Raw genomic sequence first — 14094 nt, forward strand, 5'->3', positions numbered from 1 at the left:
GCCGGCTCAGGCAGTATCGAGCCGGCACCCCAGCCCATATACCGACGACAGCCGCACGCCGTTGTGCGGCCACAGCGACAGCTTGGTGCGCACGCGCGACAGATGGCTGTCCACCGTACGCGACGTCGGCTCGACATGGTAGCGCCAGACCTGGTCGACCATGGTCTGGCGCGGCACCACGGTACCGAGATTGCGGAACAGCAGCACGGCCAGGTCGAATTCCTTGGGCGCCAGCGGCACCGGCCTGCCGTGCACCCAGGCACGCCGCTCCGCGGGGGCGAAACGGAACGCGCCATGCGCAACGTCGCAGGCTTGCGCGGTCGGCCGCGCAAGCCGCAGCAGCGCCTGCACACGCGCAGCCAGCTCGCCCAGCCGCAACGGCCTGGGAACATAGCTGTCGGCGCCCTGCGCAAAGCAGGCCGCGACGAAGTCGTCTTCGTTCGAGCCGCCGGTCAGCATCACCGGCAGGTCATGGCCCAGCGAGCGCCGCACCCACGCCAGCACGTCCAGCGTCGGGATCCCCGGCGTTTCGCAATCGAGGATCAGCAGGTCGAACGGCTCGGCGTGCAGCGCGCCCAGCAGCGTGCGGCCGCTGAGGTAGCGCCGGCACCGGTGGCCGTCCAGGCGCAGGCTCTGTTCGATACGGATGGCGAGGGTCGGATCGGCCTGCAGCGAGGCAATCTTCACGGTCGTGGCTCCTCCTGCCGGCGCGATGCCGCCGGCAATGAATGCGGGCAGGGAACGGGAACAAGCGGGAAGCAGGGGCACCGGTTGCCCGGTACCGCGGCGAAGCCATGTTATTGGCCGCCTTGCTGAGGCAAGAAGTAAAAGATTGTTGAAAGCCTGAATTGAGGTCTTTCCTATTCGTCCCGCCGGTTGCGCGGTCTTAAATGACTCGCTACGGCCGGCAGCCACGGTGTGCTGCCATGGCCGGCAACATCGCCGGAGATCAAATATGGGAAAGAAGATTGCATCGCTAGAGGACGCCCCCGCCGACGCGGCGCTGATCCGCCGGATCATCGCCGGCGGCGGGCATGAATGCGTAACCTTCACGGAAAGCCGCAAGCTGCTGCTGGCGCTGCGTAACGCGTGCTTCGACCTGCTCTTGCTCGACTGGTCGATGCCGGACCTGTCCGGGCGCGAGGTGCTGGGGTGGGTGCGCACGCATCTCGACCGGCGTGTGCCGGTGATGTTCCTCAGCGGCCGCGACGCCGAGCAGGATATCATCAGCGCGCTTGCCGCCGGCGCCGATGACTACATGGTCAAGCCGGTGCGTCCCGCCGAACTGTCGGCCCGCGTCGAATGCCTGCTGCGGCGCGCCTATCCCGCGGTGCAGTCGCCGCACGCGCCGCTGCGGCTGGGCGAATATGCCTTCGACTGCGCCATGCGCACGGCCACCTGCAACGGGCATCCCATCTGCCTGACGCCCAAGGAGTTCGACCTTGCCGTGCTGCTGTTCCGCAACGAGGGCCGCATCGTCACGCGCGACCACATCACCGCGGCGGTCTGGGGGCGCGAGATCTCGTCGCTGTCGCGCACCATCGATACCCATGTGTCGCGCGTGCGCAGCAAGCTAGGCCTGCAGGCGTCGCAGGCGCTGCGGCTGACGCCGGTCTACACGCATGGCTACCGGCTCGAGCGGATCGAGCGCGCCGCCGCATGAGGGCAGGCGCATGCCGATGAAAAAAGGCACCCGAAGGTGCCTTTTGCCAGGGACTGCTGATCGGGTAACGATCAGAAGATGTGGCGGATACCCAGCGCAGCGCCGGTCTGGTTGTTGCGGCCCGGCATTTCGGTGATGGTGCCGCCCGAGACCTTGTTGAAGTCCACGGTGCCGTAGACCTGGGTGCGCTTGGACAGCGAGTACTCGGCCAGCAGCACGCCGGTGTAGCGGCGGCCGTTGTTGTCGTTCACGCCGTTGACGTTCTCGACGTAGTCGCCGTAGAACACGCCGGTCAGGGCCAGGGCCGGGGTGGCCTGGTAGGTCAGGCCGATGTAGCCGATGGTGTCCTTGCGCGGGTTAGCCGCGAAGTTGCCGCCAGCCGGAACCGGGTTCTGCGTTGCGCCGCCGGTGAAGTTCAGCGAAGCGTCGACCGAGCCGGTGCGGTCCTGGCCGCCGATGTAGCCCAGGAAGACCTTTGCCGGGCCGATCGAGTACTTACCGGCAGCGCCCCACATTTGCTGCTTCTGGCCGGTGGTGTTGCGGACTTCCTGGTACACGCCGCCGATGCCGAACGGACCGTAGGTGTAAGCGGCACGAGCGCCCCAGTACTGGTTCTGGCTCATGCTGCCCGGCTGCTCGCCGAAGCCGTAGCTGGCGCCAACATCCAGGCCGCCGAACTTGCCGCCGTAGCTGACGACGTTGTCGTTACGGAAGTTGGTCAGGAAGAACGGCCAGGCGTTGTTGGTGTAGTTGCCGATGGTCAGCGGATCGTAGTCGCCGAAGAAATTAAAGCCTTCGGTGTACTGGCGGCCCAGCTTGATCGTGCCGAAGTCGCCCGACAGGCCCACATAGGCTTGACGGCCGAACAGGCGGCCATTCTGGTTGGCACGGCCGGTGTCCGGATCGAAGCCGTTCTCCAGCTGGAAGATTGCCTTCAGGTTGTTGCCCAGGGCTTCGCTGCCCTTGATACCCCAGCGGCTGTTGGTCACTGCGCCGTTGGTCAGTTCCCACGAGTTGTCGTTGTTGGCGCTCGAGTTCGTCTGGAAGCGAATGCTCTGGTCAACGATACCGTAGAGGGTGACGGACGACTGGGCGAATGCCGAGCCCGCCAACAGGCTGCCGGCTGCGAGGACGATGGCCGATTTCTTCATGGTGCTCCTTTTCTGTCTTGTACTGTTCTCTGCCGGATCACGGCAGGAAGAAGGTCTACGTTTCGTGTAAACGCCGCGAAAATTTAACAAAACGTAAGCAGTAAGGACACAAAACTCCGCGAAGCCGCGCTTTCAAGCAGGATTTTGGTGGAATTCCGTTGTCGCGCCGCTACACAATACCGTGATGGTGCGGTGCGTCAGCATGGACTGGCGGGGAGCGCGAGTGGTGCGAGTGAGAGCGTAAAGCGACAACAGGCCAGGACGCAGATACGCGTCCTGGCCTGTGGCAAAGATGGCATGAAAACCGGCCGGCCCGTGACGGCGCGGCCGGCGGATCAGCCTTGCGGGATCTCGATCTTGACTTCGAGCACCTCCAGGTTGTCCTGGCGTTCGAGGCTGACGCGCAGGTCCTGGTCGCTGATCTTGACGTACTTGGAAATCACCGCCACCAGTTCGCGCTGCAGCGCGGGCAGGTAATCGGCGGGTGCGGAATGGCCGGTGCGCTCGTGGGCGAGGATAATCTGCAGCCGCTCCTTGGCGACCGACGCGGACTTTTTCTTCTCCCCCAGCAGGAAGGAAAGGATCGACATGGGGATGGGCCTCCGGACCGTTTATTTGTTGCCGAAGATGCGGGAGAACAGCCCCGGCTTCTGGTAGTCAGTGAAGCGCATCGGCTTGTCCTTGCCGAGGAAGCGGTCCACCACGTCGCCATAGGCGTCGGCCACGTCGCTGCCTTCCAGGTGGATGGCGGGCGTGCCCTGGTTGGATGCGTGCAGCACGGCTTCGGACTCAGGCACCACGCCGATCAGCTTGATGCGCAGGATTTCCTGGATGTCGGTCAGCGACAGCATCTCGCCGCCATGCACGCGCTTGGGGTTGTAGCGGGTGATCAGCAGGTGTTCCTTGATCGGGTCGCCGCCTTCGCTGGCACGCTTGGTCTTGGAGGCCAGGATGCCGAGGATGCGGTCCGAGTCGCGCACCGACGACACTTCGGGGTTGGTGACGATCAGCGCCTCGTCGGCAAAGTACATCGCCATCAGCGCGCCCGACTCGATGCCGGCCGGCGAATCGCAGACGATGTAATCGAAGTCCATCTCGATCAGGCCGTTGATGACCTTCTCCACGCCTTCCTTGGTCAACGCGTCCTTGTCGCGCGTCTGCGAGGCGGGCAGGATGAACAGGTTCTCGCACTTCTTGTCCTTGATCAGCGCCTGGCGCAGGTTGGCTTCGCCCTGCACCACGTTGATCAGGTCATACACCACGCGGCGCTCGCAGCCCATGATCAGGTCGAGGTTGCGCAGGCCGACGTCGAAGTCGATCACGGCAGTCTTGTGGCCGCGCAGGGCCAGGCCGGCGGCAAAGCTGGCGCTGGTAGTGGTCTTGCCGACGCCTCCCTTGCCGGAGGTCACAACGATGATTTTTGCCATGGCTCTTTGGTCCAGTAATTAGGTTGAAGCTTGCGCTGCTTGATTGGGGTCCCCGATGCCGGCGCGGTTACTTGAGCCGCAGCGCCTCGAGGATCAGTTTTTCTTCGGCCAGGCGCACCTGGGCCGTCTTGCCGAGCACGTCGGCCGGGAACGCCTGCTCCGCGGTACGGTAGATGCCGGCAATGGAAATGAGTTCGGGCTCCATGCACGTGCTGAAGATGCGCGCGCCGGTATTGCCCTTGACACCCGCCAGCGCGCGGCCGCGCAGCGGGGCATAGATATGGATGTTGCCTTCGGCGATGACTTCGGCGCCATAGCTGACCACGTCGAGGATCACCACGTCGCCGTGCGCGTAGACCTGCTGGCCGGAGCGCAGCGGCTTGTCGATCACCATGGTCTGGTGCTGGCGCAGCGCGGCGGCGACCGCGGCGTCGGTGGTGGCCTGCGCGGCGGCGCGGACGGCGTCCTCGCGCGCGGCCTGCTCGGCCGCGGCTTGCGCGGCGGCCTGTTCCGCCTCGGCGGCGGCCTTGGCCTCGGCGGCACGATCGACCCCGCTGCCGCGGCGGCTCTGGCTGTCCAGCAGCGGCAGGCCGAAGCGCTCGGCCCATTCACGCTGGCCCGCGCGGGCTACCACGCCGATGGCGCGTGCCTTGAGCGTGGCCAGGGTCTCGATCACCGTGCCGAGCGCGACTTCTTTATCGTCCTCGAGCGCGCGCAGGTCCAGTGCGATCACGTCGTTGGAGAAGAAATCGGGAGTAGCTTCGAACCGGGAGAGGAGGTCATCCCTCAGCGCTGCCATGTCGGCGGTCTGGAGGGCGAGAAGGAGGGCGTCGACGTTGCCACTGCGCAGCTCGAATCGTGGCGATTTCTTCTGGGACATAGCCGGTGACCGTGGAAATGCCACATTCTAACGTTCTCTTACTCGCGAACTGTAACAATTGGCGCGATCCGTGAGATCAAGGCGCATTGGGTGGCCTGTGCGTTCCATCCGCGCGGGCGTTGTGCGTCAGGCGGCTCGCAACGCCTGCCGCGTGTGACGGTCGACACGCAGCGCTACCACGCCCGGCGGTAGCAATTTGCAAAGGCTTGTTACGATTGCGCCATCTGATAGCGGAGTTCCCATGGGCGCCATCGTCAATTGCGTGGCCTACCGGCAGGGCAAGCGGCTCGGTACGGTCGGCATGGAGGAGATCCCTGCGGTGCTGGGCGTGCCCGGCACCTTTGTCTGGCTGGGGTTGCATGAACCCGACCTGGCGCTGCTGCGCCAGGTGCAGCTCGCCTTCGGCCTGCACGACCTCGCGGTGGAAGATGCGCTCGACGCGCACCAGCGGCCCAAGCTCGAGGCCTACGGCGATTCGGTCTTTGTCGTGCTCAACACGGCGCAACTGGTGGAAAACGAAGTGGTGGTCGGCGAGACGCACCTGTTCGTCGGCCCCAACTACGTGGTCTCGGTGCGCCATGGCGCGAGCAGCGCCTACACCCCGGTGCGCGAGCGCTGCGAAAGCGATCCGCAGGGCCTGTCCAACGGGCCGGGTTATGTGCTGTACGCGCTGATGGATTTCGTGGTCGACCACTACATGCCGATCGTCACGCGGCTGGAAGACACGCTGGAGGAGCTGGAGCAGGGCATCTTCCGCGACGAGTTCGACCGCGGGGCGATCGAGGACCTGTACAAGGTCAAGCGCCAGGTGCTGCGGCTGCGCAATGCGGTCAGCCCGGTGGAAGACATGTGCAGCCAGCTGATCCGCCTGCACGAGGAACTGGTGCCCAAGGAACTGCGCGCCTACTTCCGCGACATCGAGGATCACGCCAGCCGGCTGGTGCGCACGCTCGACGTGATCCGCGAAATGCTGACCACCGCGGTGCAGGTCAACCTGGCGCTGGTGACCGTGGGCCAGAACGAGGTGGTCAAGCGGCTTGCCGGCTGGGGCGCGATCCTGGCGATTCCCACGGTGGTGTTCAGCCTGTACGGGATGAACTTCGATTTCATGCCGGAACTGAAATTCCACTATGCCTATCCGGCGGTGATCGGCGTGACGGCGATGGCGTGCGGGCTGCTGTGGCGGCGGCTGCACCGGGCGGGATGGATATGATCCGATCGGTTCTTTATCGACTCAATGAATAATCCGTTCTATTTTTCTTGATGGTTGATTATTCGCGTTGATAAATGGCCGCCTACCGGGTGCCCTCGCTGACTCCTACACTGGAGCAAAGAAGGCGCCGCACCCGGAGTCCGCCATGTCGAAAGTCCGTTTCCCGCATGCCGCCGTGCTGGCCGGCATCCTTGCCACATGGCTGTGCCTGCCGCTGGCCGACGCCGCACCCCAGCCGCCCGCTCCCGCGCAGGCACAGACCCGCGAGGCCGTTGCCGCCTATGAGTCGGGCCGCTTCGACCAGGCCTTGCAGGGTTTCTCCAGCGCCGCGCGCCAGGGTAACCGCCTTGCGCAATTCAACTACGCGATGATGCTGCTGCGCGGCGAGGGCACCGCTGCGCGGCCGCAAGAGGCATTGGTGTGGCTGCGGAAGGCGGCCGACAATGGCATGACGCATGCGCAATACACCTGGGGCGATCTCTATGAACGCGGCGAGCTGGTGCCGAAATCGCTGGAAGAGGCGAACCGCTGGTATGAGCGCGCGGCGCAAGGCGGGCACGTGCAGGCGCAGATGGAGCTGGCGACAAATTACTTCACCGGGCGCGGCGTGCCGCGCGACTATGCGCAGGCGTTTGTCTGGTACCGGCGCGCGGCAAGTGCGGGAGATGGCGGGGCGCAGTACATCGTCGGCAGCTTCTATGAGCACGGCGAGCCTGGCGTGGTCGACCGCGATATCGAGCAGGCGAAGATCTGGTACGCGCGCTCGGCTGCGCGCGGGGATCCCGGGGCGCTGGCGAAGCTGAGGTCGTTGCTGGAAGAGACGGTGAAGGGGAGGGCGGGGATGTAGGCAAGAATTGCCCAACACAAACTGCCCAACACACAAAGGGGGGAGCGGTTTTGGGTGCTCCGGAGTGGCCCGAGCTAGCCTAAGCAAGGTGTTCTCCCTCTCCCCTCAGCGACCTCAGCGGGAGAGGGTTGGGGAGAGGGGGGTCTGGCAAGCGACCACATCAAGCGGGGCCAACGGTTTTAACCCACGGGCGTCAGCCTTTGATCCTCCGGCCCTCTCCCCCGACCCCTCTCCCGCAAGCGCTTGCCTTTACCCACATCTCGATTGGAAAGGTTGTAAACCGGATTGGACGGTGTTAACTTCGTGTGAAGTTGACAATCAGTGGTGGCAATTTTGCCGGATACGGAAGATCTCGAAGACTGGGCCAGCGACGAATTCAGTGGCGCACAATTGGGCGATGCGCGTCGCACGCGGCGCCTTGTGGCATTGGCGCGCGGACTGGCGCAAAAGGCCCATGTTTCGTTCCCGCAGGCCTTGAGTGGTGCCCAACTCAAGGCGGCATATCGCTTCTTTGACAATGAGGCGGTCGACCCGGACGGAATCCTGGCGAGCCACGTCACGCAAACCGTGGGTCGCATGCAGCAGGTACCTGTCGTATTGGCGGTGCAGGACACCACGGAATTCAATCTGGCAAATTTGCCCGCGACTGAGAGGCTTGGTCACGGCACGGGCGGCAATTTGCACGGATTCATGTTGCACAGCGTGCTGGCGGTGACGCCTGAGGGCCTGCCACTGGGCGTGTTGAGCATGAAGACGTGGGTGCGTGCGCCGCAAGCATCGGGCAAGGCCGGGCAGCGCCGGGCGCTGTCCATTCGTGACAAGGAAAGCGTGAAGTGGCTGGAGGGGCTGGAATGCCTTGAGCCGCTCAAGATGCAGTGTCCGGACACGCACCTTGTTGCCGTCAGCGATCGCGAGGGCGATGTGTACGACGTGTTCCTGGCGCCGCGCCCAGCGGGGGTGGACTGGTTGGTGCGGGCCGCCTGGAATCGAGGCGTGGACCACCCAGAGAAGTATCTGTGGGAGACGGTTGCTGCGGCTCCTGTACTTGGAGAGACCGTATTGCACGTGCCCAGGAGCGGCGCCAGGCAGGCGCGTAGCGCCCGACTGGCTTTGCGTTGTGTGCCCGTCCAACTGCGACCGCCGCGCAGCCGCGGTGCAGAGGATCTACCGAGTCTCGAAGTGTTTGCCATTCACGCGCTGGAGATCGAGCCGCCCCAAGGCGTTGAGCCGCTCGAATGGATGTTGCTCAGTTCAATGCCTACCCAAACGCTGGAAGATGCGCTGGAGCGACTGAGCTGGTATGCCCGGCGCTGGACCATTGAATCCTGGCATCGTGTCCTGAAGAGTGGCTGCCAGATCGAAGCGCGGCAGTTCGGGACGCTGGAGCGGTTCCTACGTGCTACGGCGCTGTTCGCCGTGATCGGCTGGCGCATTATGTACGCGACCATGCTGGGCCGGCTCGAAGCCGATATCCCTTGCTCGGTGCTACTGCAACCGCTCGAATGGCGGGCCTTGTACTGCCGCACGCACGGCACAACCAAGCCACCGGAAGAGGCGCCAAAACTCAGCGACGCGGTCCTTTGGATCGCCAAGCTCGGTGGCTACCTGGGTCGCAAAAACGACGATCCCCCGGGAGCCACCGTCCTCTGGCGCGGCTTCCTCGCCCTGCACGAAATCACCGAAATGTATCGGATCTTCCAGAAAGACGAGTAAGCCGCCGCAAGTTGTGGGTAAAGGCAAGCCCGCAAGCGGGAGAGGGGAGCAAACCGGCGGCTTGGAGACTGGTCCTCAGCCCAATTTCTTCCGCAGCAGCTCATTAACCTGCGCCGGATTGGCCTTGCCCTTGGTCGCCTTCATCGCCTGGCCGACCAGCGCGTTGAACGCTTTTTCCTTGCCCGAGCGGAATTCCTCCACCGACTTGGCATTGGCCGCCAGCACGTCGTCGATGATCTTTTCCAGCTCGCCGCTGTCCGACATCTGCTTCAGGCCCTTGGCGGCGATGATCGCGTCGGCATCGCCGTCGTGCTCGCCCGCCCACATGGCCGGGAACACGTCCTTCTTGGCGGTGTTGTTCGACACCGTGCCGTCGGCGATGCGCGCCAGCAGCCTGGCCAGTTGCGCCGGCTTGACCGGTGCGTCGTCGATGGCCATGCCTTCGCGGTTCAGCTGCGACGCCACATCGCCCATCAGCCAGTTGGCGGCGGGCTTGGCGCTGGCGCTGCCGGCATCGGTGACCACGGCCTCGTAGTAGGCGGCGAAAGCCTTGGTCGCGGTCAGCGTGGTCGCGTCATACGCCGACAGGCCGTATTGCGACACGAAGCGCGCCTGCATCGCGGCAGGCAGTTCGGGCAGTGCATTGCGCACGCGATCGACCCATGCCGGTTCGATCTCCAGCGGCATCAGGTCGGGATCGGGGAAGTAGCGGTAGTCGTGCGCGTCTTCCTTGGTGCGCATCGCGCGGGTCTCGCCGGTGTCCGGATCGAACAGCACGGTGGCCTGCTGGATCTTGCGGCCGTCCTCGATCTCGGCGATCTGCCACTGCACTTCGTATTCGATGGCCTGCTGCAGGAAGCGGAACGAGTTCAGGTTCTTGATTTCGCGGCGCGTGCCGAATTCCTTCTGCCCGTACGGGCGTACCGACACGTTGGCGTCGCAACGGAAGCTGCCTTCCTGCATGTTGCCGTCACAGATGCCCAGCCACACCACCAGCGAGTGCAGCGCCTTGGCGTAGGCCACGGCTTCGGCGGCGCTGCGCATGTCGGGCTCGGTCACGATCTCGAGCAGCGGCGTGCCGGCGCGGTTCAGGTCGATGCCGGTCATGCCGGCAAAGTCCTCGTGCAGCGACTTGCCCGCATCCTCTTCCAGGTGCGCGCGCGTCAGGTTGACGGTCTTCTCGTAGAACTCGCCCTTCTTGCCTTCGACCTGGATGGTGATGGTGCCGCCCTGGACCACCGGGATCTCATACTGGCTGATCTGGTAGCCCTTGGGCAGGTCGGGGTAGAAGTAGTTTTTGCGCGCGAAGATGCTGCGCGGCGCGATGGTGGCACCGATCGCCAGGCCGAACTGGATGGCGCGCTCGACCGCGCCCTTGTTGAGCACCGGCAGCACGCCGGGCAGCGCCAGGTCCACCGGCGAGGCCTGCGTGTTGGCCTCGGCCCCGAAGGCGGTGGAGGTACCGGAAAAAATCTTGGAGGCCGTCGAAAGCTGCGCGTGCGTTTCGAGGCCGATCACCACTTCCCATTGCATGGCGGTATTCCTGTTCGGTTCTTTCGTTCTGTCTGTTGCGGCGGGGCGGCGGGCCGCCCCGGGTTCGGTCTGTCTGGTTGCGGCCCTCGGTGCGGCCTCAGTGTGGGCTCAGTGCGGTCTCAGTGCGGGCTCAAGGGTCGGGGCTGGCAAGCCAGGAATCGAGTTGCGCGAGTGCCGCGGCGCGCGCCACCGCGTCGCCGCCGACGGTCACCGCGCGCGCCTTGCGCACGCCGCCGTTGCCGTTGCTGCTGCCCGGGACGTCGCGGCGGACGTGCAGTTCGCTGGTGCCGTCAAAGCCGTGATGGGCGCCGGGATAGATCTCAAGCCGGAAGCGCGCGTTGGGCTGGCGCGCCAGCACGGCGGACTGCAGCATGGCGCAGCGCGTCGCGGGCGTCCAGTCGTCGGCGCCGCCGATCATCAGCAGCATGGGCGTGCGCAGCCGGTAATCGTGCTGGCGCACCGCGCGCTTGCAGCCCGGATAGAACGCGACGGCGCGCTCTACCTGCGGCGTGCCGGCCGGCCATGGGCGGCTGGCGTCGACGCTGGCAAGCACCGCCTGCGCGCCGTTGGACCAGCCCAGCAGCACGATGCGCGCGGGGTCGACGCCCGGCTGGCTGCCCAGCCAGCGCAATGCGGCAAGCGCATCGGCGCGGCGGGTGCGGTCGTCGATGCCGCGGTTGTCGACGGGTTCGGTACAGATGCCGTGGGGTTTGCCGCGGGCACTGAAGCTGTCGGGCATCAGCACGGCGTAACCGCGCGCGGTCAGCCACTGGGCGTATTCGCGGTAGCGCTGCTGCAGCAGTGCTGACGCGTCGGCGGCGTCGCCGGTGGCCATGGGGTCGTGCGCGGACAGCAGGCCGCCGCAGCCATGCAGCGCCACCACCACCGGCAGCGCGCGCGGCGTGGCACCCTCGCGCGGCACGAACCAGTAGGCGGTCAGCGCCGGCGTGGCGGCGTCGCCGCGCAGCAGCACGCGTTGCGCAGGCACCGGGGCGGAGCTGGTGGCCGCGGTTGCCGGCGTGGCACCGTGGCGCGTCACCGCGCTTGGCGCCAGCGCGCCGGCCGGCGACATCAGCGGAGGCTGCACCAGCGACGGCGCCGGCAGGTCGGGCGTATGCGCCGCGGCGCCGCCGAGCCACGCCACCAGGCCGAGCGCCAGCACCGCTGCCGCGGTGCGGCGTGCGGCGGGGATGGCGCTGGCGGGGTGGGGCTGGATGGCGGGCGTACGCGGCATGGTCGTTGCGGTCAGCGCGTGGCGGCGCAGCCGCCGCTGCCGGGCTCGAACATCACGGGCCAGGCCTGTTCATAGATGCCGGGCGTGCAGCGCTGCTGGCAGTTGGCATGCGCCAGCGTGACGCGGCGCGGGTCCTGCCAGACCATCAGCTTGCAGCCGCTGCCGTCGTTGGCGCGCAGCTCGATATGCGGCTTCTTCTGGACCTGGCGGAAGTCCGCCAGGTTGAAGGTGCACGAGCCGCGCCGTCCCACCCACAGCTTCCACGACAGCTGCTGCACGGTGTTGTCGGACACGCGCAGCTGGGCATCCTCGCGGAAGCCGTCTTCCTCGGTGCGGCGGCAGTCGCCGGCCAGGTCGATGTCGCGGCTGGCAATGGGCGTCGGCTTGCCGATGATCGGCAGCTGGATACAACCCGCCACCAGCGTGGCGAACACCGCGGCGGCAAGCAACCGGAGGAAGGTCGGCGTCATGGTCAGGCCTTGGCGGGGCGGCGCAGGTGCCAGTCGGTCGCCTGCTGGAACGCGTGCGCGGCCTGCAGCAGGCGCGCTTCGTCGAAGTAGTTGCCGATCAGCTGCAGGCCGACAGGCATGTTGCCGTCGCCGAAGCCGCACGGCACGCTCATGCCGGGCAGGCCGGCCAGGCTGGTCGACAGCGTGAAGATATCGGCCAGGTACATCTGCACCGGGTCGGAGGTCTTCTCGCCAAGCTTCCACGCCACCGTCGGCGCCACCGGGCCCATGATCACGTCGCACTGGGCGAAGGCGCGCTGGAAGTCGTCGGCGATGATGCGGCGGATCTTCTGCGCCTGCAGGTAGTAGGCGTCGTAGTAGCCGTGCGACAGCACATAGGTGCCGACCATGATGCGGCGCTTGACCTCGGCGCCAAAGCCTTCGGCGCGGCTCTTCTTGTACATGTCGAGCAGGTCGCGGTACTCGGCGGCGCGGTGGCCGTAGCGCACGCCGTCGAAGCGCGACAGGTTCGACGAAGCCTCGGCCGGCGCGATCACGTAGTACACGGGGATCGACAGCTCGGTCTTGGGCAGCGACACCTCGACCAGCGTGGCACCGAGCCTTTCATATTCGGCCAGCGCGGCGCGCACGGCCTGCTCGACGTCGGCCGACAGGCCCTTGCCGAAGTACTCCTTCGGCAGGCCGATGCGCAGGCCCGCCAGCGGGCGCTCGGCGGTGGCGCCGGCGCGCGGCTGGCCCAGCAGGCGGGTGTAGTCCTCGTCCACGCCGCCTTGCTCCGGCGGGATGCTGGTCGAGTCCTTCGGGTCGAAGCCGGCCATGGCGTTGAGCAGCAGCGCGCAGTCCTCGGCCGAGTGCGCCATCGGGCCGCCCTGGTCCAGCGAGGAGGCGAACGCGATCATGCCGTAGCGCGACACGCGGCCGTAGGTCGGCTTGATGCCGGTGATGCCCGAGAACGACGCCGGCTGGCGGATCGAGCCGCCGGTGTCGGTGCCGGTGGCGGCGGGCGCCAGCCCGGCGGCAACGGCCGCGGCCGAGCCGCCCGACGAGCCGCCGGGCACGCGGCTGGTGTCCCACGGGTTCTGCACCGGGCCGAAATGCGAGTTCTCGTTGGACGAGCCCATCGCGAACTCGTCCATATTGGTCTTGCCCAGCGTGACCATGCCGGCGGCGGCCATGCGCTCGACCACGGTGGCGTCGAACGGGCTTTCATAGTTGCCCAGCATCTTAGAGCCGGCGGTGGCGCGCCAGCCGCGGGTGACGAATACGTCCTTGTGCGCGACCGGCACGCCGGTCAGCGGCGCGGCCTCGCCGCGCGCGCGGCGCTCGTCGGCGGCGCGCGCCTGCGCCAGGGTGCGCTCGGGGTCCACATGGATAAAGGCGTTGAGCGCGGCGGCTTGCTCGATGCGCGACAGGTACTCGCGCGCGAGTTCCTCGGCGGAGACGGTGCGCGCGGCCAGGGCGTCAGCGAGCTGGCGCAGGGAGGTCACGGAATCAGCGGAAAAGGGCATGACAGTCGGGTTGGCATTCGGGTGGCGTACTGGCTGGGGCGGCCGGCGCGACGAGCTGGTGCGTAACTTGTAACCGGCGGTGTAACCGGCGCGACCGGCGCAGGTCACTCGATGACCTTGGGCACCAGGTACAGCCCGTTCTCGGTGGCCGGGGCAGGGCGCTGGTAGTCGATGCGGCGGTCGCTCTCGGTGACCGCGTCGTCGCGCAGGCGCTGCACCATGTCGCGTACGGCCGACAGCGGGTGCGCCAGCGGTTCGATGCCGGTGGTGTCGACCGCCTGCATCTGCTCGACCAGCGAGAAAAAGTTGTTCAGCTGCGCAAGCGTCTGTTCGGCTTCGGCATCGCTGGTTTCGATGCGGGCCAGGTGGGCGATGCGCTTGACGTCGGATAGGTCGAGGGCCATGGCGTGGTGGTTCTGATGCACGGATGCGGAAGGTGCCGGCAGGGCCGGCGT

Annotated in this window: 14 protein-coding genes; 4 read left to right on the forward strand and 10 right to left on the reverse strand. The window is 66.4% G+C overall.

The genetic code is table 11. The features are described 5' to 3' along the window. Positions 1–6: 6 nt before the first annotated feature. On the reverse strand, positions 7–687 hold the full coding sequence (locus LPA45_RS00305; RefSeq protein ID WP_367394745.1) for a response regulator transcription factor: 681 nt from the start codon (positions 685–687) through the stop codon (positions 7–9). 268 nt (positions 688–955) lie between these two features. Here LPA45_RS00305 and LPA45_RS00310 point away from each other — a divergent pair, with 268 nt between their 5' ends. After that, entirely contained in the window at positions 956–1663 is a 708-nt protein-coding gene (locus LPA45_RS00310) for a response regulator transcription factor (RefSeq protein WP_317922930.1), read from the forward strand. A gap of 71 nt (positions 1664–1734) precedes the next feature. Here the strand turns inward: LPA45_RS00310 and LPA45_RS00315 are convergent, their stop codons facing one another. The 4 genes from LPA45_RS00315 to minC all read right to left on the reverse strand — a co-directional run bounded on the left by LPA45_RS00315 (position 1735) and on the right by minC (position 5121). Further along, entirely contained in the window at positions 1735–2814 is a 1080-nt protein-coding gene (locus tag LPA45_RS00315; protein WP_116322329.1) for a porin, read from the reverse strand. A gap of 335 nt (positions 2815–3149) precedes the next feature. Next, on the reverse strand, positions 3150–3404 hold the full coding sequence (gene minE, locus LPA45_RS00320) for a cell division topological specificity factor MinE (RefSeq protein WP_006164360.1): 255 nt from the start codon (positions 3402–3404) through the stop codon (positions 3150–3152). 21 nt (positions 3405–3425) lie between these two features. Beyond that, positions 3426–4241: a septum site-determining protein MinD gene (gene minD / locus LPA45_RS00325; RefSeq protein WP_116322330.1), complete on the reverse strand. Its 816-nt coding sequence runs from the start codon at positions 4239–4241 to the stop codon at positions 3426–3428. 67 nt (positions 4242–4308) lie between these two features. Continuing rightward, positions 4309–5121, reverse strand: coding sequence for a septum site-determining protein MinC (gene minC, locus LPA45_RS00330; protein ID WP_317922928.1), 813 nt, complete (start codon positions 5119–5121; stop codon positions 4309–4311). Between the two features lie 241 nt (positions 5122–5362). Between minC and LPA45_RS00335 the strand changes: the two genes are divergently transcribed. From LPA45_RS00335 to LPA45_RS00345, 3 genes are all read left to right on the forward strand, one after another. Continuing rightward, the gene (locus tag LPA45_RS00335) at positions 5363–6334 is read left to right on the forward strand and encodes a magnesium and cobalt transport protein CorA (protein WP_317922927.1); all 972 of its coding nucleotides are present in this window, start codon (positions 5363–5365) and stop codon (positions 6332–6334) included. Positions 6335–6479: 145 nt separating this feature from the next. Continuing rightward, entirely contained in the window at positions 6480–7181 is a 702-nt protein-coding gene (locus LPA45_RS00340; protein ID WP_317922926.1) for a tetratricopeptide repeat protein, read from the forward strand. A 321-nt stretch (positions 7182–7502) separates the two neighbouring features. Next, positions 7503–8894 (forward strand): IS4 family transposase, encoded by a 1392-nt coding sequence (locus LPA45_RS00345; RefSeq protein WP_367394746.1) that lies wholly within the window; start codon positions 7503–7505, stop codon positions 8892–8894. Between the two features lie 75 nt (positions 8895–8969). Here the strand turns inward: LPA45_RS00345 and gatB are convergent, their stop codons facing one another. From gatB to gatC, 5 genes are all read right to left on the reverse strand, one after another. Next, the gene (gene gatB, locus LPA45_RS00350) at positions 8970–10427 is read right to left on the reverse strand and encodes an Asp-tRNA(Asn)/Glu-tRNA(Gln) amidotransferase subunit GatB (protein ID WP_116322334.1); all 1458 of its coding nucleotides are present in this window, start codon (positions 10425–10427) and stop codon (positions 8970–8972) included. A gap of 130 nt (positions 10428–10557) precedes the next feature. Then, the gene (locus LPA45_RS00355; protein WP_367394747.1) at positions 10558–11661 is read right to left on the reverse strand and encodes a dienelactone hydrolase family protein; all 1104 of its coding nucleotides are present in this window, start codon (positions 11659–11661) and stop codon (positions 10558–10560) included. A gap of 11 nt (positions 11662–11672) precedes the next feature. Next, positions 11673–12131, reverse strand: coding sequence for a hypothetical protein (locus tag LPA45_RS00360; protein ID WP_116322336.1), 459 nt, complete (start codon positions 12129–12131; stop codon positions 11673–11675). 2 nt (positions 12132–12133) lie between these two features. Then, the gene (gatA, locus tag LPA45_RS00365) at positions 12134–13639 is read right to left on the reverse strand and encodes an Asp-tRNA(Asn)/Glu-tRNA(Gln) amidotransferase subunit GatA (protein ID WP_317922924.1); all 1506 of its coding nucleotides are present in this window, start codon (positions 13637–13639) and stop codon (positions 12134–12136) included. A 104-nt stretch (positions 13640–13743) separates the two neighbouring features. Beyond that, complete coding sequence (gene gatC / locus LPA45_RS00370; protein ID WP_116322338.1) at positions 13744–14043, reverse strand: Asp-tRNA(Asn)/Glu-tRNA(Gln) amidotransferase subunit GatC; 300 nt, start codon at positions 14041–14043, stop codon at positions 13744–13746. Between the last annotated feature and the right edge of the window lie 51 nt (positions 14044–14094).

This window comes from Cupriavidus sp. Agwp_2 (assembly GCF_040784895.1).
Lineage (GTDB): Bacteria > Pseudomonadota > Gammaproteobacteria > Burkholderiales > Burkholderiaceae > Cupriavidus.